The sequence below is a fragment of the Moraxella sp. Pampa genome, from assembly GCF_035181385.1.
GTDB lineage: Bacteria > Pseudomonadota > Gammaproteobacteria > Pseudomonadales > Moraxellaceae > Moraxella.
On the sequence record NZ_JAXCJK010000002.1, the window covers coordinates 44,674 to 66,954 of the forward strand.

General features: G+C 40.5%; 16 protein-coding genes, 1 tRNA gene, 1 other RNA gene and 1 pseudogene. 15 read left to right on the forward strand and 4 right to left on the reverse strand.

The features are described from left to right. Positions 1 to 124: 124 nt before the first annotated feature. On the reverse strand, positions 125 to 2,317 hold the full coding sequence (locus R0123_RS04630; RefSeq protein ID WP_323843274.1) for an NADPH-dependent 2,4-dienoyl-CoA reductase: 2,193 nt from the start codon (positions 2,315 to 2,317) through the stop codon (positions 125 to 127). Positions 2,318 to 2,577: 260 nt separating this feature from the next. Between R0123_RS04630 and R0123_RS04635 the strand changes: the two genes are divergently transcribed. From R0123_RS04635 to R0123_RS04670, 8 genes and pseudogenes are all read left to right on the forward strand, one after another. Next, positions 2,578 to 2,928: a beta-lactamase hydrolase domain-containing protein gene (locus R0123_RS04635; protein ID WP_323841224.1), complete on the forward strand. Its 351-nt coding sequence runs from the start codon at positions 2,578 to 2,580 to the stop codon at positions 2,926 to 2,928. A gap of 136 nt (positions 2,929 to 3,064) precedes the next feature. Continuing rightward, complete coding sequence (map, locus tag R0123_RS04640) at positions 3,065 to 3,856, forward strand: type I methionyl aminopeptidase (RefSeq protein ID WP_323841223.1); 792 nt, start codon at positions 3,065 to 3,067, stop codon at positions 3,854 to 3,856. Between the two features lie 201 nt (positions 3,857 to 4,057). Beyond that, on the forward strand, positions 4,058 to 6,802 hold the full coding sequence (glnD, locus tag R0123_RS04645) for a [protein-PII] uridylyltransferase (RefSeq protein WP_323843275.1): 2,745 nt from the start codon (positions 4,058 to 4,060) through the stop codon (positions 6,800 to 6,802). Between the two features lie 35 nt (positions 6,803 to 6,837). Next, entirely contained in the window at positions 6,838 to 7,626 is a 789-nt protein-coding gene (locus R0123_RS04650) for a WG repeat-containing protein (protein ID WP_323841221.1), read from the forward strand. 70 nt (positions 7,627 to 7,696) lie between these two features. After that, positions 7,697 to 8,055: a transfer-messenger RNA gene (ssrA, locus tag R0123_RS04655) on the forward strand. Positions 8,056 to 8,444: 389 nt separating this feature from the next. Then, positions 8,445 to 8,535: transfer RNA gene (locus tag R0123_RS04660), tRNA-Ser, on the forward strand. 260 nt (positions 8,536 to 8,795) lie between these two features. Continuing rightward, positions 8,796 to 8,918: pseudogene (locus tag R0123_RS04665) on the forward strand (Fic family protein); the annotation flags it as partial. Between the two features lie 297 nt (positions 8,919 to 9,215). Next, entirely contained in the window at positions 9,216 to 9,425 is a 210-nt protein-coding gene (locus R0123_RS04670) for a type II toxin-antitoxin system HicB family antitoxin (protein WP_323841220.1), read from the forward strand. Between the two features lie 307 nt (positions 9,426 to 9,732). Here R0123_RS04670 and R0123_RS04675 read toward each other — a convergent pair whose 3' ends face one another. Continuing rightward, positions 9,733 to 10,080, reverse strand: coding sequence for a helix-turn-helix transcriptional regulator (locus R0123_RS04675; RefSeq protein WP_323843276.1), 348 nt, complete (start codon positions 10,078 to 10,080; stop codon positions 9,733 to 9,735). Between the two features lie 264 nt (positions 10,081 to 10,344). Here R0123_RS04675 and R0123_RS04680 point away from each other — a divergent pair, with 264 nt between their 5' ends. From R0123_RS04680 to R0123_RS04695, 4 genes are read left to right on the forward strand one after another with little or no spacing between them, the layout of a single operon-like run. Then, positions 10,345 to 11,013: a hypothetical protein gene (locus R0123_RS04680; protein ID WP_323843277.1), complete on the forward strand. Its 669-nt coding sequence runs from the start codon at positions 10,345 to 10,347 to the stop codon at positions 11,011 to 11,013. Positions 11,014 to 11,041: 28 nt separating this feature from the next. Beyond that, positions 11,042 to 13,402, forward strand: a complete 2,361-nt coding sequence (locus tag R0123_RS04685) for a GTPase (protein ID WP_323843278.1) — start codon at positions 11,042 to 11,044, stop codon at positions 13,400 to 13,402. Positions 13,403 to 13,415: 13 nt separating this feature from the next. Further along, positions 13,416 to 15,113 (forward strand): LeoA/HP0731 family dynamin-like GTPase, encoded by a 1,698-nt coding sequence (locus R0123_RS04690; RefSeq protein ID WP_323843279.1) that lies wholly within the window; start codon positions 13,416 to 13,418, stop codon positions 15,111 to 15,113. Beyond that, positions 15,103 to 15,750 carry a HEPN domain-containing protein gene (locus R0123_RS04695; protein ID WP_323843280.1) on the forward strand — a complete coding sequence of 216 codons (648 nt, stop codon included), beginning with the start codon at positions 15,103 to 15,105 and terminating at the stop codon, positions 15,748 to 15,750. Before R0123_RS04690 ends, R0123_RS04695 begins: the two co-directional genes overlap by 11 nt. 75 nt (positions 15,751 to 15,825) lie before the next feature. On the opposite strand, the gene R0123_RS04700 is transcribed toward R0123_RS04695, so the two are convergent. Both R0123_RS04700 and hemA read right to left on the reverse strand, forming a co-directional pair. After that, on the reverse strand, positions 15,826 to 16,953 hold the full coding sequence (locus R0123_RS04700) for an aminotransferase class V-fold PLP-dependent enzyme (protein ID WP_323843281.1): 1,128 nt from the start codon (positions 16,951 to 16,953) through the stop codon (positions 15,826 to 15,828). A gap of 151 nt (positions 16,954 to 17,104) precedes the next feature. Further along, on the reverse strand, positions 17,105 to 18,436 hold the full coding sequence (gene hemA, locus R0123_RS04705) for a glutamyl-tRNA reductase (protein WP_323841213.1): 1,332 nt from the start codon (positions 18,434 to 18,436) through the stop codon (positions 17,105 to 17,107). Positions 18,437 to 18,730: 294 nt separating this feature from the next. Here hemA and R0123_RS04710 point away from each other — a divergent pair, with 294 nt between their 5' ends. From R0123_RS04710 to ispE, 3 genes are read left to right on the forward strand one after another with little or no spacing between them, the layout of a single operon-like run. Further along, positions 18,731 to 20,698: a hypothetical protein gene (locus R0123_RS04710; RefSeq protein WP_323843282.1), complete on the forward strand. Its 1,968-nt coding sequence runs from the start codon at positions 18,731 to 18,733 to the stop codon at positions 20,696 to 20,698. A gap of 54 nt (positions 20,699 to 20,752) precedes the next feature. Next, the gene (gene lolB, locus R0123_RS04715; RefSeq protein ID WP_323843283.1) at positions 20,753 to 21,358 is read left to right on the forward strand and encodes a lipoprotein insertase outer membrane protein LolB; all 606 of its coding nucleotides are present in this window, start codon (positions 20,753 to 20,755) and stop codon (positions 21,356 to 21,358) included. A gap of 21 nt (positions 21,359 to 21,379) precedes the next feature. Further along, on the forward strand, positions 21,380 to 22,264 hold the full coding sequence (ispE, locus tag R0123_RS04720; RefSeq protein ID WP_323843284.1) for a 4-(cytidine 5'-diphospho)-2-C-methyl-D-erythritol kinase: 885 nt from the start codon (positions 21,380 to 21,382) through the stop codon (positions 22,262 to 22,264). Positions 22,265 to 22,281: the final 17 nt, after the last annotated feature.

A 22,281-nucleotide genomic window follows, 5' to 3' on the forward strand; every position in this document is an offset into this window, starting at 1 on the left:
CATATGACTAAAACATATCAGCATTTCAAGATGATACGCATCATACACCAAAAAAATGCACAAAAATCAGCCTTACAGTTTTAAGTTGTCATATCAACAACCAAGTTTTGGCTCACATTTTAGCTCACACCAAAAGCCCAATTTCAAAGCCTTCTTTAATCGCACGCTTGGCATCTAGGCGTTCAGACTTTTTTGCCCCACCGATGACATGATACTGTGCGTGCGGTGCATCGCCAACATGAGGCATGAGTGCATTGACCGACTCTTGCCCCACACAAACAACCACCGTATCCACACGCAATAATTGCAACTGACCATTCACGGTGATCCACAGACCCTCATCAGTGATTTTGTTGTAAGTCGCCCCACCAATTTGCTTCACGCCCGCTTGTTTAATGACAGCTTTATGCACCCAACCTGTGGTCTTATTTAAAGTTTTTCCAAGCTTGCCCTCAGAGCGTTGAAGTAGATAGACTTGACGACATGGCTTGGCAGGACACGGCTTAACCAATGCCCCACCAGTTGTATAGTGAGCATTGCCATCTACACCCCATTGTTTAAAAAATTCATCTGGCGTCTGCCCATGGGGCTGATGATTGAGTGTATTGTTCTGCCTATCAATACCCAACCCATGCACCAAAAATTCCGCCACATCAAACCCAATGCCACCAGCCCCAAGCACCGCCACACGCCTGCCAGCCACCTTCTTACCCGACAGCAGATCAGCATAGCTCATCACATTTGGCAAATTCACCCCTTCAATATCAAGCTGTCTTGGCATGACGCCAGTTGCCACAATCACATCATCAAACGCCATATCATCTAGCATTTGGCGAGTTACGCTTGTATTGACACGAACATCAACCTGATGCAAGGCCAGTTGTGCATGAAAATAACGAATCGTCTCAAAAAACTCTTCTTTGCCAGGGATAACTTTTGCATAATTAAATTGCCCACCCAATATCTCTTTGGCCTCAAACAATACCACACGATGGCCACGACGCGCTGCTGTCAAAGCTGCCATCATACCAGACACACCGCCACCAACGACAGCAATATCTTTGGGCTTTTTGGTAGATTTGATGGTATATTCACTCTCATGGCACGCCAAAGGATTTACCAAGCAACTGACACGATGATGATCAAAAACATGATCCAAACACGCTTGATTACAACCAATGCAGGTATTAATTAGATGCACTTGATTACGCTCTACCTTATTCACCCAATGACTATCTGCCAAAAATGGGCGTGCCATTTGAATCATGTCCGCCTGACCATCTGCCAAAATCTTTTCGGCAGTTTGGGGCATATTGATGCGATTGGCGGCAATAACAGGAATGTCAACCGCCTGTTTGACCGCTTCGGTATAACGCACAAAACTGCCACGAGGAACAGAGGTTATGATGGTTGGTATGCGAGCTTCATGCCAGCCGATGCCTGTGTTTAGCAAAGTTACGCCAGCGTCCTCCAACCATTTGGCAAGCTTGATGACATCTTCCATAACCATACCGTTGTCTACCAGCTCCACCATAGACAAACGAAAGCTGATAATAAAATTCTTGCCCACCTGCTCACGCACAGCACGAACAATATCAAGGGCAAATCTGGCACGATTTTCAAGGCTACCGCCATAATCATCGGTACGCTGATTGGTGCGCTTTGATAAAAATTGGTTAATCAGATAGCCCTCTGAACCCATGATTTCCACACCATCATAGCCTGCTTTTTTGGCAAGACTTGCTGTATGAGCAAAATCCTGCACCGTTGCATGGATATTTTTCACACTCATTTGGCGTGGCTTAAAGGGGGAAATTGGCGACTTAATCGCACTTGGCGCCACCACAAAGGGGTGGAAACCATAGCGACCTGAATGCAAAATCTGCAAAATAATCTTTGCCCCATGTCGATGCACCGCCCGAGTAACACGCACATGATGAACAACATCACCCAAGGTATTGAGTGTGCCACCTAATGGGGTCAGCCAGCCTTCACGATTAGGAGAGATGCCACCTGTAACAATCAACCCAACACCACCTTTGGCACGCTCTTCAAAATACGCCGCAAGCTTTGCATAATTAAAAAATCTGTCTTCAAGCCCTGTATGCATTGACCCCATGACAATGCGGTTTTTTATTGTGGTAAAACCCAAATCCAACGGGCGTAGCAGGTGTGGATACGCCAGATGCCCCTCGTTTTGTTCGGCTGGTTGATTCGGCTGGTTGAGGTTTTTGGCTGATTTATTAAGCAGTTTGGCAGATGGTTTTTGGCTGATTTGTAGGGCGTTTTGCAGTACTGACTTCAACAATGCTTTCATAATGATCCTTATGGCTGGCGTGAGCTGGCATCTTGTCAATTTTATCATAATACCATCTTGATATTTTAGGATTTTTTGGGCGTTTGACCACATGGTCATGACACACTCAGAATAAAGCTTTGTCTTTTTTATTATCATAATCATTATCATAAAATACCATTTGCCAAAAACCATAAAACAAGGTAATCTAATCTTTTTCCCCCATGCTCATATTTTTAATATTTTAAGTACCAACTTTTAAGCACCAACAAGGATAAAAAATGACCGAAGTCGCCCCAGAATTTCGCATCACCATCTCAGGACAAATCACAGCCAATGATGTTGTCAATCTTGCCGAACAAGGCGTAAAAACCATCATCAACAACCGACCAGATGGTGAAGAAGCAGGTCAGCCAACTTCTGATGAAATCAAAGCCGCCTGCACCAAACATAACATCGCCTATCAACAAATTGCCTTTGCTGGTGGTATGCTTGACATGAATCATGTACAAGAATTTGCCGATTTTTTCAATGCCACTCAACGCCCATTACACATTTTTTGTCGCTCGGGCAATCGTTCTAGCAACATATTGCAGGCAGCTCGAGAACAAGATTTGTTAGATGAAGAGTAATTTTCACTGAAAAACTAAGCAAAATTTGTCAATTTTTAGTAAAATGGGCGTTAAGATTCGCCCATTTTTCATTCTAAAAGTGTGCAACCAAGTTCGTTTATGAGCAAAAAAACATGAGTAAATAGAGTAAAAAACCATGAGTAAAAATATCCCCATTTTAAGCAACGAAGAAATTGAAAAAATGAAAATCGCAGGTCGTTTGGCCGCAGAAGTATTAGAGATGCTAGACTCTCATGTCAAAGCTGGTGTCAGCACAGGTTTTTTGGACGATTTGGCATACAAGCACATTACCGAAGTTCAAGATGCCATTCCCGCCTGCCTAAACTATCAAGGTTATCCATTTACGCTTTGCACCTCAATCAATCATGTGGTCTGCCATGGTATGCCCGACCATGAGCGTATCTTAAAAGATGGTGATATCATCAATATTGATGTTACTGTCATCAAAGATGGCTACTATGGCGATACTTCGGCCATGTGGATCATTGGCGAGGGATCTATCATGGCAGAACGCATTTGCGACACCGCTCAAAAAGCCCTGTACGCTGGCATGAAGGCTGTCAAAAATGGTGCATATCTTGGCGACATTGGTGCTGCCATTCAAGAGGTGGTTGAGCCTGAACGATTTTCTATCGTGCGTGAATTTTGTGGGCATGGCATTGGCAAGACATTTCATGCCGAACCACAAGTGCTACATTATGGCAAAAAAGGCACGGGCGTACAGCTAAAAACAGGCATGGCACTTACCATAGAACCTATGATTAATCAAGGCGTGTGGCAAACCAAAATCATGAAAGATGGTTGGACTGCCATCACCAAAGACCGCAAACTATCCGCCCAATGGGAGCATACACTGATTGTTACTGACAATGGTTGTATTGTTACCACACAAAGACAAGGTGAGGATTTAAGTTTTTTGCGTGCATAATTGTTTAGCATGGCCTAATTAAAATGGCATACCAATCAAGCCATCAATCAAAATGCCAAGCACAGGATATTTTAATGGATTATTTTTTTATCCATTAAAATATCCACCCAATAAGCCAATAAATCAATAGGCCATCAAGTTGCAATAAAACTAAAAAAATAAAACTAAAATTAGCCACAATGTTTAAATTTTTAAACCGTCATGAATGCACCTGCAACCCTACCACCCTTACCGCAAATTAATCAGCCAGCCGATAACACACCCTTTGATGGCACAACCATCAAAACATGGCTTGATGAATTAAACCGCCAAATTGATGAACAGTTATTAATTTCAGACGACCCCACCAGCCAGATTGGCAATTTAATCAAACAACGCACACACGCTGTTGATTTGTTACTGACCAAGCTATTTGATCAACACCTACCCAATACCCTTGCCTTGTTTGCCATTGGCGGTTATGGACGCACGGAGCTATTTCCTCAATCCGACATTGACATACTCATCTTGGGCGATGAAATACAGCCCTTTGAACAATCCATTGAACGCTTTGTGGCGGTGCTATGGGACATTGGCATCACACCTGCCATCAGTGTACGCACAGTAAAAGACACCGCTTTTGCCGTTACCGATCACACCATCGCCACGGCATTGCTTGAATCTCGGCTCATTGCAGGCAACCTTCATCTTAAAAATATCCCCATGCAGTCAATAAAAAAAGCATGGAGTATCAAAACTTTTTTTTATGCCAAATTTGATGAATTAAAGACTCGCCACTTGGCTCATAACGCCACCGAGTACAACCTAGAACCCAACATCAAAAACGCCCCTGGTGGACTTAGGGACTTGCATATTTTGGTTTGGCTTGGCAAGTTTTATTTTGATGGCGTGCATGATTTGGCAGATTTGGTCAAGGTGGGCTTTATCAGTGATGATGAATTCATTGACCTAAAAAATGCCCAGCAATTTTTATGGTGCATTCGTCATCATCTGCATATGCTGTCAGGTCGCTGTGATGATCGCTTGCTTTTTGACCAACAAAAAAATATCGCCAAACGCCTAAATATTTTGTCAGATTCAACCGATGGTAAAATACTCACACACGCCCTAGAGAACATGATGCGTACTTATTATCAACACGCCATGCAAGTTGCTGCCCTTTGTGAGATGCTGTGTGCCTACTATCAAGAGTCCCATCTGACGCTTAATCATCATCACATCAGTATCGATCAAGACTTTTATCAAATCCTCCAAGCACATCAAACTGCAGAAACCAACAGCCAAAATAATTCAAATTCACCCGCACAAATCGCCGCTAAAGATGGCAATATTTTTATCAAAAAACCTGAAAACTTGCTAAAAATTTTTCTCATCATGGGGCAGCGTGGCATTAAAAAGATTGCCGCCAGCACACTTCGTGCTCTACGCCTTGCCAGCCATCAAATTGATGATGATTATCGTCAAAGTCATATCAATCGCACGCTGTTTTTGGCCAACTTACAAGAGAGTAACTTGCTTTTTTACCGCCTACAAATCATGAAACGATATGGCATTTTGGGCAACTATTTACCTGCTTTTGGGCAAATCATGGGGCTGATGCAGTATGACTTATTTCATCGCTATACAGTAGATGAGCACACGCTGCTACTTGTAAAGATTTTACACCACTTTGGTGATGCGAATAATATTGAATATCAACAAAAATTTGACCTAGTTGGCGAGGTGTATCAAAAAATCAACCGCAAAGACCTGCTCATCATCGCTGCTATTTTTCACGACATCGCCAAGGGGCGTGGTGGCAACCACAGCGAACTTGGTGCAGACGATGTGCGTGAATTTGCCAGCTTACACGGGCTGTCAGATGAAGATACAGATTTTGTGGCTTGGCTGGTGCGTGAACATTTAACCATGTCTTTAACCGCCCAAAAACAAGACATTTTTGACCCTGATGTGATTCGCAACTTTGCCAGATTTACAGGGACGATTGCACATCTAAACCATCTTTATGTATTGACAGTTGCTGATATGAACGCCACCAATTCACAGCTTTGGAACTCATGGCGTGCATCGTTATTAAAACAGCTTTATATCAGCACCCACCGTGTACTCAGTCTTGGTGAGGAAGTCATTGATAAAGACGCTGTCATCACTCACCGCAAAGAACGAGCAAAAGTCTTGATGAATGCACCAAATGATGCGATTGATACGCTATGGACAAATTTTGGCGAAGATTTTTTCTTAAAGCAAAAACACTCCGACATTGCATGGCAAAGCCAAGAAGTCATCACCCATGCCAGTCAACTCAAAGAACATCAGCCCATAATCTCCTTACGCAGGCATTCTGATTTGGCATTAAATGCAGTGCAACTATTCATCTGCACACAAGACCAAGACGATTTGTTTGCCGCAACAGTGAATGTGCTTGACCAGATGGGGCTGTCCGTGCTAGATGCAACAATTTTAACTGCAGACATCGATGGCATATCTGCCGCACTAGACTCTTATGTCTTGATTGACCGCTATGCCATCGGCGCTGGCAATGAACAAGACAACATCTTAACCAACGACATTCGCAGGCAAATGCTCATTGACAATCTAAGCAGAGCTTTTAAAGATGGCAAAAGTAAATTTGCACCACGCCGCTTTAGTTTGGATAGACAGCTCAGACATTTTAGCGTACCAACACAGGTACAATTTAGCGAAGCGACATCATTAACTCGCTCAGGTCAACACATGATGCTCATCACCACCAAAGACCGCCCCACACTATTGGCAAAATTAGGTAATGTATTTAGCCAGCTTAATATTGAGGTGCACGGTGCACGCATTACGACACTGGGTGAGCGAGCCGAAGATATATTTTATTTAAGTGATAAACACAAACAAGTGTTAAGCAGTGATAAACTAAATGCCCTAAAAATCGCTGCCATCGATGTTTTGTCATGATACAATAGGTACAACTTGATTAATGATATTTGATTATGAAACCAGCAACACTCAAACCAATACCAATATCTCTTGCCACAAGCATCATCTTGTCTTGTACTGTCAGCCATGCCATGCAATCACAACCACTCAACTTACCAGAATCGGCCATCGCTTGCGAAAGTCAAATCACCCTATCTGATGGCTATCAATTTTTGCACGAAAGCGAAGACTGCCAATACAACGAAAATCTCACTGTCGTCAAAAAAGGCAATCTGTATGGTTATGCCAACGCCCAAGGTAAAATCATCATTGAAGCACAGTTTGATATGGCAGCCAACTTTGATGATGGCTTGGCACTCATCAAAAAAGGTGGTAAATACGGCTACATCAACCCCAAGGGCAAAATCATCATAGAGCCACAATTTTCTAACGCATGGGGCTTTTGGGAAGGTCGTGCCAAGATCAAACAAAACGGCAAATACGGTTTTATTGACAAAAAAGGCAAAATTGTCATTGCCCCTATTTATCTTAATACTGGTGATTGGTTTGAAAATGGCTTGGTGCGTGTGGCGGTTAATGGCAAATGGGGCTTTATCAATAAAGATGGTAAAATTATCGTTGAACCAAGATTTGACACAGCAGAGGATTTTTCCGAAGGATTGGCATCTGTCGGCATTAAAGTTGATGATGGCTATAAATACGGCTACATCAATCCCAAAGGCGAGCTGGTCATTGCCACCATCTATGATACACCTGCCAATTTCATTGATGGCACCGCCTTTGTTATCAAGGACAATCATGCTTACTACATTGATAAATCTGGCAAAGAGGTTAGTTTTTGATACCAAGATACAAAACACTACATTCAAACCGTTGCAATTTGGCAGCTTATTTGTTAGGATACTAAGAATTGGGGATGTTCTGGCTTCGACGCTGGTAATGAAACTCAATAGTGCATGTCAAGAGTGGTAATCTCTTGTAAATACAATACCAATTAAAATAGTCGCAAACGACGAAACTTACGCTCTAGCAGCCTAAGGGCTACTTGGGTCGGCACAGATTGCCTTTGGTCTGGTTGCTCACCCCGAAGCGAACGCACAAAGGATAGTGCCTGTTAGTGTTGCGATGACAGGTGCGAAACTTTTAGCAAATCGTCCAATCCATCCTGACTGTCGGTTCGGTGCGGATTAAAGCCATAGACAGATTCTAAGCATGTAGAACTATGGGCGTAGTGCTGGCGGACGCGGGTTCAACTCCCGCCATCTCCACCATTTACATAAATCAAAGAAAATTAAAGTTAATCAAACTTAGTCAAAAACCCTTGAAAATAATAGTTTTCAGGGGTTTTTTGTTGTATAATCTTAGGCAAACTTAAACACGGTTAATCAAGGTTAATCAAGGTTAATCAAGGTTAATCAAGGTTAATCAAGGTTAATCAAGGTTAATCAAGGTTAATCAAGATAAAAAGTTACATTTTTGTTACATAAAATGTAACACCTAAGACGGTACAACTTATGCTAACAGATACCAAAATCAAAAGCCTTGTAAATCAAGGCTTTTTTGATGGTTTGTTGTGCATCATAGTCAATCAACAAATATTAAAACAATCGCCAAAATTTTTAAGACAAATCCAAAAAAATGCGTTATAATACTTCAGACTGGAGACGTGGCTGAGTGGTCGAAAGCGCACGCCTGGAAAGTGTGTATACGTTAATAGCGTATCGAGGGTTCGAATCCCTCCGTCTCCGCCAAACTGGATTTTTAGCAGTAAAATCAATCATTATCACACCGTATCAAACAACATAAAAAACCCCATTCAAACCCTTGTAGCATAAGACCTACAGGGGTTTTTAATGCCTTGTCATTGTCTCAAAGCGTATCAAAAAACATCAATGGTTTGCTTGCAAGCTCAAGTTTTTAACAGTAAAATTGACAGTAAATAAATTTACCGTTAGGGCTTTTTTTGGCATAGCAAGAACCACTATGCCGCCCAAATCATCAAAACCACCAGCCCAAAATCTACAGCCGTGAATTGGTTGATATGATTTTTAAGATGTCGTATTGTCAGATTATCAATATGATTGATAAGGGCATTGCCAAATACCAAACCGCCAGAAGTGTGAGTAAAATCTAGGTAATTTAGCAAACAGGTCGTCTTTGAGCAGATTAATGACCGTATCGTCAAATTGCGCTATGTTATTTATGATAGCCTATGTTTGTATTGTTGAGATTTTTATGGTATCGATACTTGCATTGGATAATATTTATTGATACTATGGCGTGATGCCAGACAAGCCAATATCTTAAAAAACATCAAAATACCACAAGCCATTTTAGACCACACCCAAACCCAAATACCAACAAAATGGAGGGGGTAGGTGTAAAAAAAACGAGTTGATGGTACAAACATCGCACCAACGGAGCTAAAACAATGACCAACACCATGACAATTAATGACCACGAAGCCATCATCACTTTTGACAGTGAGATTGGTTTATTTTATGGGGAGTTCATCGGACTAAACGGCAGTGCAGGCTTTTATGGTGATAGCACAGACGACTTATACGAGCAAGGGGCGTTGTCATTACACAGGTTCTTGGAAGTATGTAGTGAACAAGGCATCAACCCCTATCAATCATAATCACATTAGAGCAATCGCACGCCCGCCAAAAAAACCATACAAAAAACCCTGCTTGCACTGGCAGTCTTTAGTTATACAGTATCAATAAGAAACTGGTGAGTTTGACTCAGCCATCAAATTGACAGCAAAGCGTTAGACAGCTCAAAAACCCACTTAAATGCTCCAAATAGGTTTGTATGTATAGTCATTATTACCGCATGGGCTGTAGGGCAGGGTCTGATCTCCCATATAATTCTAATTTGGTACAACAAATCTCACCAAACAGTGATTTGTACGGCTTTAAAACATCAATGACGCCACCTATAGCTCACCGATGATTTAAGTGCCAATCCACCATACTCTCCACCATATCCAAAAATTTCTCTCGCTCCAGCTCATCTAATCTGGACAAAATATCATGCATGCGTTCAAGTTGATCTATCAGCCGTGGACTACTACCAATCAAAAAGTCCGTCGTCTTACAATCCAAAATCTCTGCAAGCTGTATCAATCGTGGTATGCTGGGCATGATGCCACCCCGCTCCATTCTGGACATGGCATCATTGCTGATATTCATCTTTTCAGCAAGCCCAGCCTGAGTAAGCTGCTTTTGTTTACGATATTTAGCAATCATTTGTCCGATACGTTCTGCAATTTTTTGATTATCATCACTCATGGCCGTCATCTTATTGGCATAATTTTACGCAATATTAGACATTTACCACTTGATGTACAGGGAGTTTTAGTTATATACTAAGAGTTTAATTCTTATATATGGCTATTTGGGTTAATTTTGTAAGCATATCGTAAATTTTTACCAAAGAAAACAGCCAACAGACAGTGTTGCGACATACTATGACGGAGCTTTTAGACAAATGCCTATATTTTTGGTGAGGATTTTGTTATTTTATTAACAACTTAACAAACTTAGTGAAACAAAATGAGTATAACCAACGAAAATCACATCAAAAGACAATGGCAGATTATCCAGTTTTTAATCGGGCAAGGCAACTATACATCTAGCGATGATGTATTGAGGCATTTGCAAAATTTGGGCTTTGATGTTAAAGAACGCACTGTGCAAAGAGACCTAAATGCTTTGGCAAACATCTTTCCGCTTGAATGCCGAAAAGATGACAAGCCGTACAGCTGGCGGTGGCAACGAGTAGCGGGTAGTAAAAAGAATAAAATGAGCTATGAGCAGGCGTTGATTTTTATGTTGATGGATAACGAATTAAGAGATATGCTGCCTGATGATTTGCTACAGCGATTGCAACCACTATTTGTCAAAGCAAAAATGGTGATGGCAGGGGTAGATTATCAAAAACGTGAAATGTCCGCACCTGACCGTAAAACCACCTTACCTGGCTCTCATCTCTATAATCGCAGAAAAAATGCAATTCCACCAGGGCCGCCCAAAAAGTTTTTTGCGATTGCAGGTAAGTTAAATGGTTTGTTTAGAAAAGATAAACTTGGTGTCATGCTGGGTTTTTATGATGATGGTGTGGATAAGGACAGTTTGCTTGCTTTAAAAAGTGAATTGGAAAAATTTGGACTGTCAGAATTTGTTGTAGAAGTGGAAAAATTTATTCAGTTGAATAGATTGTGATTTTGTATTAACTTTTTGGAGTAAGATTGTGTCTCAAATCAGGAATTTGGATATAGAAAATCCCAAAACTGTTTATAGTTTTGTAAAAAATATGGTTGATGTTATTGTCCAAGATTTAGGTAAGGTTCAAGGCAATACAAAAATGGATAAAGAAAGCTATCAAAAATCTGCTGAGATTTTGCAAAAAGTTCAAAGCGAGATTGACGGGTCTGTCATTCAGCTAGAAAATAATGCTGAGTGGGATACATTTTCTATTGCTTTTTTTGGGGAAACCAAAGCAGGTAAATCAACTTTAATTGAAACTCTGCGTATTTTAATGAAAGAGAAAACCAAGCTGGAACAGCAAGAACAATTTAATAATTTAGCCAATCAACTCGGTTTATCTGAAGATAAATATTTAGATGCAAAAGAAGAATTAAATAGCATTCAAGAATTACTTTATAGATTAAATGATAAAAAATCAGAAATCCATGCTACATTTAATGAAAATATTTCAAAAATTCAGCATAAAAAAAACGATATCGAAAAACAATTTCGGCAACAACTCATTAATTTTGGTAGAAAGCCAAAGATTAAACAAAAAAAGCATCACAAACCAAAAAATGACATTGCAGAATGGCAAGAGAGTTTAAGATTTTTTGAAAAGCTTTTTTATATAATGATCGAGTTTTTAAGAAAAACTGATGCTGAGAAAGAGTTTATTTTATCAACCTATCGTCTGAATAAGTTGACAAAGAAAGATGAGTCAACCGAAAAAATTAGCGAATTAATGAATCAGGAACTTAGCCATATACAACCAAAAATCAACCAACTGCAACAAGAAAAATCAAATAAACTAAACCAAATTGAAGGTGAAATCTCTAATGCAAACGACGTATCGGCTAAATTAACAAACTGGCTAAATAGCTTTGAATTCCAAACCAAGCAATTAGAGCCTTATGCTGATGGTGGTATTATTGGTGATGGTACGTCCGACTTTACAAAAAATATAACAGCTTATTTATTTAATATTAGCAATCAAAACATTAGCATTTTTGATGTGCCAGGTATCGAAGGCAACGAAAAAATTGTTACTCAAGAAATTAATAAAGCTGTGCAAAAGGCTCATGCCGTGATATATGTTATTAATAAAAATGGTAAACCAAATGAAGGAACTTTAGAAAAAATAAAAAGTTACTTAACCAGTCAAACGGAAGTTTGGGCAATTTATAATAAGTCTATAAGAAATCCTAAGGCCTTAAAAGAGAACCTGATTTCTAACGATAATGAAAAAAATGCCCTTGATGAATTTGAGACTACATTAAAGCAAAGCCTAGGTCAAAACTATAAAGGGTTGCTATCAATAGCAGGGTTACCCGCATTTTTATCACAGGCAAAATGCCTGGTTCCTCTATCACAACATTTTAATTACCAAAAAAAATTTTTGGAAAACACCGATTCTGATGGTTTATATTCAGCATCAAAACTTGATAACTTAGAAAAATTGCTAACTGAAAAAATTATTTATAATGCTCAGGGTAAAATTAAAAAGAGTAATTTTAATAAAGTGAAAGTTGTCTTAGACAAAACAGCAGAACAACTAAAACTTGCGTTAGAGACCTCAAAATTATTTGAACAAGATATCACAAAAAAAGTACGATTAGCCAATAAAAATATTGATAGTCATTTTCAAACAGTTGAAATGCAATTAACGGCTAAGCAAAATACTGAAATTAATAACTTTAGAAATTGTGTCCGTAAAGAGATATATGCATACATCGATTCAGATGTCAGCAATGATAGCTTTAAATCTGAATTTAATGATATTTTAAAATTTCAATCAAATGATTTTGAAGTGGCATTAAAAGACTCGTTTGGGCAAGTTTTTGATGAACTTCGTGAAAATATTGAAAAGACACAAAATGAATTGATGCATAATATACAAAAATTAAGCTCAGATTATCAAAATTTTTTTGATATGAATAATAGCCTTGACTTTGATTTAGATTTTAATATTTCAAATGGCATTAACAAAATGGGACTGATAAGTGTTGCTATTGGTATTGGTATGGCAATATGGTGGAATCCCGTCGGTTGGGTAGCGATTTCAGCAACAGCACTCGGCTTGATTTTTAGTTTTGTTAAATCTGTGTGGGGATTTTTCTCTAGTGATTACAAAAAATCCCAGCAAAAGAAAAATGTTGATAGCAATCTACCAAAAGTCACTAAGCAAATGGAAAAAGGAGTTAGTAAGAATATTCAACAAATAACTCAAAATTTGATACAGGAAAACCAACAAATAAAGCAACAATTTGATAGTATTGTTGCTAATATTAAATCAGTCAATAAAAATTTAGAATCATCAATTCTTTCACTAACCAGACTATCTGCCAAACTAGATATTAACTAATCGGAGTGCTATCATGAATGACACTATTCAACTATATCATCAAAGACAACAAGCTTTGGGTAAATTAACAGAGAAACTAGCGAACTTTATTCAAAAAGGTCAGCAATTTGGTTTACAACCACCCAACAGTCTTAAAGAAAAAATTAAGGCTTCGGTTGATTTGAAACAAAATGAAAAACTAAAGATTGCCTTGATTGGTGGATTTTCTGAAGGTAAAACATCGATTGCTGCCGCTTGGCTTGGCAAAATTGATAAATCAACAATGAAAATTAGCGCCTCAGAATCATCAAACGAAGTAACGATTTATGAGATTGACGATGATTGTGTACTAATTGACACACCTGGCTTGTACGGCTACAAAGAGCAAAAAAGTTCTGATAATGAAGTTGAAAGATATAAGGACATTACCAAAAAGTATGTCAGTGAAGCACATATTGTGTTATATGTAATGAATTCAAGTAATCCAATTAAAGAAAGCCATAAGGAAGACTTAATTTGGCTATTTAGAGAATTGAATTTATTATCAAGAACTGTGTTCGTGTTAAGTCGTTTTGATGAAGTGGCTGATGTTGAAGATGAGACAGACTATCAAAACAGTTTAAAAATAAAAAGAGATGATGTTACTAAGCGTTTAAACGATTTTTTAAATTTATCTATTGAAGAAAAAAATGCGTTACATATTGTTGCGGTATCCGCTAATCCTTTTGATGAAGGTGTGGAGTATTGGCTTGAGAATCTAGAAGAATTTCGCCAATTATCACATATTGATACTTTGCAACAAGCCACTAAGGATATTGTTGTACAAAACGGTGGGCTCGATAATGTCGTAGTACAGACTCAAAAGTCAATTATTAACGATATTTTATTGCAAGAAGTGCCAAAGATTGAAGAAAAAAATCATGAGTTGGTAAAAATAGGTAATGAGTTAAATGATTTATACGATTTAAAGTATAATAAACTTCAGCTTTTAAGCAAAAAAATTCAGCAAGCACGTGTGAATATTAAAAGTAGCTTAAGAAATTTATTTGATGATATTTTCATACAAGCCGATGGCGTTAGTATAGAAACAGCACAAAATTTTTATAATCTAAATTTTGGCAAAGATGGCTGTTTAGTGCAAAGTGCTATCAATCAAGTTTTGCTGAATGAAACAGCGAGTATTACCAATGAACTGAACGATCAGGTAATTAAATTCAACGCTGATATTGATAATATTGACAGTGCTGTGAATAAAATGGCAAAGCAAGGACTAAACCACCTTGTAAAAAATGTAAAAATAAATAATGCTCACGTTTTGGCAGTCAGAGATGGTATTCGCTCTATGGCTAGTATGGCAGGTCTTGATTTTTCCAAGGCATTAAAATTTAAGCCTTATGGAGCAGTTAAGTTTGCAAAAAACCTAAATGGTGCCATTGCAATTTTAGGCGTTGCAATGGAATTTTATGATTCGTATAAAAAACAAAAAGCAGAAGAAGCATTTCAGCTTGCAATGGAGGCCCTAAGAGATGATTTGCAGTCACAACAAAAAGATTTATTGGCTTTTATTGATAGCAATAAATTTATTCCGATGTTTTTTGATGGATTTTTTGATTTGGATAAGGCGGTGAATAGCTTAAAGCAAGAGCAGGACAATATTGTGAATCAACAAGCCAATTTCAATCAGTGGAAACAAGAAGGTGAGATTATTGAAGGTGAGTTCCGTGAGCTATGAAAATATCTACACCCAATTTACCAATGACAAACCCAACCGTCCCGACAACCTAAACCTACGCCTGCATCGTGCTCTAAGCTGGCTACAAAAAGCAGAAAACAGCCAAGATGATTTGGACATACAGTTCATCAGTCTTTGGGTCAGCTTTAATGCTATTTATGCCAGAGAACTTGGCACACATAGCTCTGATAGGTATAATTTTGTAGAATTTTTGCGTCATGTCTGCCAGTTGGATAAAGATAAAAATATTTATCAGCTCATCTGGCAAAAATTCTCTCAAAGTATTCGTACCATGCTAAACAATCGGTATGTCTTTCAGCCATTTTGGGATCATCATAATGGCAAAATTAGTCAGGCGGCATGGCAGGAAGATTTTACAAAATCCAACAAAAAAGCCTATCAAGCCTTGTCTAATAAAGATACTGATGCAATGATGATTGTGATTTTTGATAGGCTTTACACCCTAAGAAATCAAATCGTTCATGGTGGTGCGACCTATGACAGCAGTATTAATCGCAAACAGCTCCAAGATGCCTGCCAAATTCTAAAGAGCATCATTCCAATCGTCATACAGATCATTCTGGACAATCCACACAGAAATTGGGGCAAACCATTTTACCCTGTGGTTATTGATTAGCCACTTGATAAACCAATCCCCTTTTGGTAATTTTCACCAAAGGGGGGGGTTTATGATTGATACAATCAATTTCTATCAGGCAAATACTTTGTCCGCCGTCGCTTTAAACCGTGCAATTGTTCCATCAACATCGGTCAGCTTATCAAGCCCAAATAGCCCAATGCGAAAACTCTGATAACCTTCAGGCTCACCCACTTGTAGTGGCGTACCTGCAGCAATCTGCAATCCCTGCTCAGCAAATGCCACACCCTTATGCACCGCCTCGTTTGGTGCATGGCACACAACCACGCCACTTGCTTGATAGTCTGGGTGAGCAACACTGCTGATGCCTTTATCATTTAGTACCTTTAAAATACCCTGACCCAGCTTGATTTGGGCGGATTTTAGGACATCATAACCAACCACCCTTGCTTCAAAAAGAGCATCTCTTAGCTGTCTTAGCCCATCAGTAGGCATGGTTGCATGATAGGCATGACCGCCCTTTTCATAGGCCATCATGATATTTAGCCATGCTTTTAAATCCAGAGCAAAACTGCTTGGCACACTTGCCAAAACCATTTCACAAGCCGTTTCATTCATCATCACAAGACCAGCACATGGTGTGCTAGACAGACCCTTTTGGGGTGCACTAATCAGCACATCAACCCCAAGTGCCTGCATGTCCAGCCACATACAACCTGAGGCAATACAATCAATCACTAAGACACCACCCACTTCATGTATCGCCTTGCCTAATGCCTTGATATAATCATCTGTCAGCATCATGCCAGATGCAGTCTCAACATGTGGAGCAAATACCGCTTGTGGCCTGTGCTTACCAATAAATGCCACCACCTCATCAATATCAGCAGGAGCAAATACCGCTTGTTCGGCCTTGTCATGGCTGGCACAAAACGCCTTGCTTGACTTTGCCACGCCCGCTACCTCCAAAATCTGCGTCCAGCGATAACTAAACCAGCCATTGCGGATAATCACAACATCTTTATCCTTAGCAAAGACCCTCGCCACCGCTTCCATGCCAGAAGTTCCAGAACCAGGCACAATGGCAACCGACTGAGCATTGTATAGTGATTTTAACTCACTTGATAAATCACACATGACAGCTTGAAATGCCTTGGACATATGATTTAAAGCACGGTCCGTATAAACCACAGAGTACTCAAGCAATCCATTTGGGTCAATATCTTTTCTTAAAGCAGGCATCATCTTCTCCTAAAATAATCAAGCCGTCTTGTCAGTCAATTTATCAATCTTATGGACAAAAATCAACCATCAAATCAGGCAAATGCCAAATTTGCACAAAATCTTGATCATTTATTAGATGAATGACCGCTCAATAAAAGATTTAAAAAAATCAATCACGATAGGCGTGGTTTAGCGTGTGCGTTATCATATCAAGCACATCAGGTTCGGCGGTTTGAGCGGTATGGCGAATCAGCTTAGATGGAGCGTGCACAAGTGTCTGTGTGAGAGTGCGCGCCAACTCCGTCATCACTTCGGTGGCATCATCACCATCAGCCAATCGAGCTAAGGCGATGTTCAGTAGGCGTTTTTTGTGATTTTCGGCGGTTTGGCGATAGCTGGCGATCTGCGTGCGTGAAGTCCGCACCTGCATTTGATGCTCAATATCAAGCACAAGCTGACTGACCAAAAGCTCCGCCTCTACTGCTGCTTGCTTTCGCTCTTCTAGGTTGCCTGCGATGACATGTTGCAAATCATCAACTGAATACAAATACACATCATCAAACTCACCCACAGATGGCTCAATGTCTCGTGGCACGGCCAAATCCACCATCAACATAGGCCGATGGCGACGGGTCTTTAAGGCGGATTTTACCATCTGATGCGTGATGAGTGCATTCATGCTGCCGCTACAACTGCTCACCACATCTGCCTGAGGCAAATAATCATCAAGTTGATTGAGTGGCACAAGCTCAATCTGCATGGTGCGATTGGCATTTTTTGCCATATTCGCCAATTCCATCGCTAGATTTTCAGCACGCTCACGACTACGATTGGCAATGATAACACGGCCCACGCCAAGTGATGCCACATTGTGTGCCACCAGACGATTCATCTCACCTGCTGCAACCAGCATGAAAGTCAGTTGATTTGGCTCATCAAAAATTTGTGTAACCAACTTGGCGGTAGCAAAACCCAATGTTACCGCCTGTGCCCCCACCTTGGTATCACGGCGAACCGTGCGTGCAGCAGCAAAGATTTGCTGAGTCAGCCAATCAAAACCCTGCCCCATGCCCCCATACTCACGAGACAAAGCAACCGCTTGACGAATTTGCCCCAAAATCTGTGGTTCGCCCAAAATCATCGAATCAAGTCCTGCTGCTACGCGTAGCCAATGATTTAAAGCTCGGTTGTTTTCATAAATGTATAAAAATGGTGCAATCTCATCAAGGCTCAAGCCTTTAAAATCCGCCAGCCAATGGCGTAACTTTTGTACAGCTTCGCTCATCAAATATGCATCATCATCGTCCTCACCAACCGTATTTGCATCACTGGGCAGTTTGGCATAAATTTCGCTACGGTTACAGGTTGAGACAATGACCACACCGTCTGTCAGTGCTTTTAGCTCATCAATCGCACACGGCAAATCCTGCCCAAACGACAACTTCTCACGAAGCTCGACAGGTGCGGTTTTGTGATTGACTCCGATGACGGCTAATTTCATCTCATTACTTTACTTTTGACTTGATTAAATTGATGGCAGACGGCAATTTTTGCCAAAAAACAATAAAATAACAATAAAACCGCTATTATAACAGCTTTTGGGCAATTTGTGATAAGATTGATGGTAATCACTGATAAAAGCATGGATTTGGCGAAATAAAACCAAAACAAACCACCATGCAATAAACATCATTTCCCCTTGCACTTATTAAAAATCCTCTTATAATAGATGAGTCAAAAAGCCCACTCTTTTGTTGCAATGTCAAGCACCAACCAAATAAAGCCCTAAACCACAATGAAATTACAATTCTGGCAGCATCTTTACCCCACCAAAAAAGACAGTCAACCACCGTCTTTGGGTGCCTTATTTGCCAAAACAAAACGCTCAAAAAGCGTGGTTACTGCCATATTTTGTTGTGCCATACTGCTACCAAACATCACACCTGTATATGCAGGCGTATTTGACCCATTATTAAAGATTTTATTGCCACTTTATAAAAAAAATAATCAAAACGATAAAGATGATGATTTGGCAGAAGAAGAGCCAGTTCAGCTCATTGATGATGGTAAAGATGATGACTATGTACCTGCACACCACAGCCTAACTGACTTGCTGGCTGATGATATCTCAACCAAAGAAGATGTGCCAACGCTGGATACGCCAGACTTATATGCACTGTTGATGGCAGAGTTTGCTGTTGACCGTGGCAATATTGAGCAGGCTTTGGCGATTTATAAAGCCGAATCATTCAAAGCCAATGCCACCGCAGTTTTTGAGCGAGCACTCAGCCTATCTATTGAATATGAGCAACCACAAGAATCTCTTGTCTTTGCAAATACTTGGCAGGCCAAAAATCCTGATCACATTCCTGCATGGTTTTATATAACACATCTGGCATTAAAGGCATATGATTATAATCAAGCAGCAAGAATGCTTACGATGATTTTAAAATACGACCCCAAAGCAGATTTGACACAGATTTTTGGTAGCATTTTTCCCAACGAGCCCACAGACCAACAAGCACTTTTGCACGCTTTGCGGGAGATTGACAGCAAGAACACTTCGGTGGCAGCACTACGCTCAGGTCTGCTGATGCGACTTGGCGAGTATGAATTATCACTGTTTCATATTAACAATGCTTTAAAAGCTGAGCCGAATAATCTGGCTTTCATCAACCTAAAAATTGACATCTTAAACATCGCAAAACGCAAAGATGAGCTGTGGCAATTTTTGCACGCCAAACGCAAAGCCCTACCCCAAGAAACATCGCTGTACTTGTACGAAATTCGTCATTTCATCAGCCAAGGCAACCTACAAGACGCTTGGCGGTTACTATTGACTGCCAATAAAAACACCCAAAACCCTGATGTTACGCTCTTAGCAGGGCTTGTAGGGCTTGACATCGGCAAACACAAACAAGCCATAGAACTGCTCACACCATTGACCAAAAATCCTGACTTTGCCAGTCAGGCACACTATTATCTGGGCATTGGTTATGAGCGATTGGGTGATGCCCTGCACGCACGACAGCATTATGAAAAAGTTAAAAATGACGATAATGTCCTAGAAGCACGCACCAAAGTTGTAGGTTTTTATTTGCTTGACAACAATGTTGAGGCCGCCATGTCTACACTCGTGCGTCTGCGTGATGAATACGAAATTTATGCCACCGACAGCTACATCTTGCAAGCTGAAATCCGTTTACGCCAAGGCGATACTGAGTCTGCCAAGGACATCTTAACCACAGCAAACCGCCAATACCCCAATGATGACCGCTTACTTTTTGCCAGCTATCAATTGCTTGAAAACGAACTTGGCGATGATGAAAAGCAAGACATCATCGCCAAGTTGGTCAAATTAGACCCACACAATCTGGCCTATCAGCTTTCTTTGGCCAAGCTGAATTTACACGCCAATCCAAACGATGAAAACGCCCTTGCTATCGCCAAAGCCATCAGCCAGACTCGTGCTGACGATCCTTTGTATGACAAAGATTTGCAACTAAACGCACTCATTTTACTGAGTGAAAACGCCCTATTAAACAACGACTATCAAGCCATCATCAGCCACCTACAAGCACCTTATGAAGTGTCGCTTGATTTGAATGCAGGGATTTTGCTATTGCGTGCCTATCAGGGCTTGGGCAATGAGGACATGGTTCAAAAAATATTAGCAGAGTTGCAAGCCAAATACGACTTTAACAACCCAAACGATAATAACCCAAACAATCGGCCCAACACCAATATTACCCAACTTTATTGACAAGATGGGCAAATGATCTGCTCACTAATATTACAGGACATTCAAAAAATATTCATGAACAACACCAAAAAACCCCATCGCTTGTTTGCCCCATTGTGTGTGGGCATTTTATTTGTCAGCACAGTATTTTTGGCAGGTTGTCAAACAATTCTGACCCCTTTGCCCCCATCAATTGACCACAACATCAATGCACCAATACAGTTTGATATCAGTGGCAAAATTGGCATCGCCAGCACATCAACTGGCAAAACTCAATCAGGTTCAGCATTTTATTCGTGGAAACAAGCAGGCGAGCGATTTGCGATTGGTTTGGTCGGTGCATTAGGGATTGGCACAACAACCATCAGCTTTGATGGACGCACTGCCACTGTTGATAATGAACTGACAGGCCCAATCACCGCCGATACCCCAGAACAGCTACTACAACAAGCGACAGGTTGGCAAGCACCGATCAGCCAATTGCCACATTGGATAGTTGGGCAAAATGCCCCAAGTGACAGCAGTCAGGACACAGATGGGCAAAATAGACTCATCAAAGCCATCAATGGTGATTGGGCGGCGTATTTTGAATACAAAGATCAGGATAAAACACCGAGTCGTTTACGCATTACCCATACCGACGGTCATCGCATCATCATGACCATCACTCATCACAAATGACCTTATTTGGTCGGCTCATACATGAATAATTTTGACATGCAAACAATTCGCCTAATTTCTCCTGCCAAGATAAACTTATTTTTACACATCACAGGCAAGCGTGCCGATGGCTATCATGATTTACAAAGTGTATTTCGTGCAATCAATTTTGGCGATGAGCTCAGTTTTATGTTATGTGATGGCAACGAGCTATTACAACTTCATGGTGCCAATCATCTGACGGACACTCTTAACGATAATCTTATTGCTAAAGCCGTCTACACACTTGCCAAACATTATCCAAACCATGCCAAATCTGTACGCATTACCCTTAAAAAACATATCCCCACAGGAGCAGGTCTTGGAGGAGGCTCATCAAATTGTGCAAGCACACTCATCGCCATCAACCTACTCTGGCAGCTTAATCTATCCACCCAACAGCTGATTGGCATCGCTGCCACTTTAGGAGCTGATGTACCATTTTTTATCTTTGCCCATACTCATCGCTCAGACGCCATCGCCACAGGTATCGGCGAGAAACTATCAAGCATTGATTTGCCAAAACGCCATTATCTATTACTCATGCCAAACGCACATCTTGCCACTGCACATTTTTTCAAACACCCAAATCTTAAAAAAAATACTCATCTGATTCATGATTTACAGCAACAATATGCAGCATTTGACGCCAAGCTCACCCCACCATTTCACAACTGCTTTGAACACATTGCCAGCACCGACAGCCCGCCTGTCAAAATCGCACTTAACTACTTAGACGCTCTACCCAGCACCTCAACACCACGCATGACAGGCACAGGCAGTGCAGTATTTTTGCCATTAGCTGATGATGATTTGGTGCACGCCGAGCGATGGCGAGATAGTGCACCGTGCCGTGCAGTCATTTGCAGTAGCCTTTATGGTTCATGATCACCAAACAAAAGAAA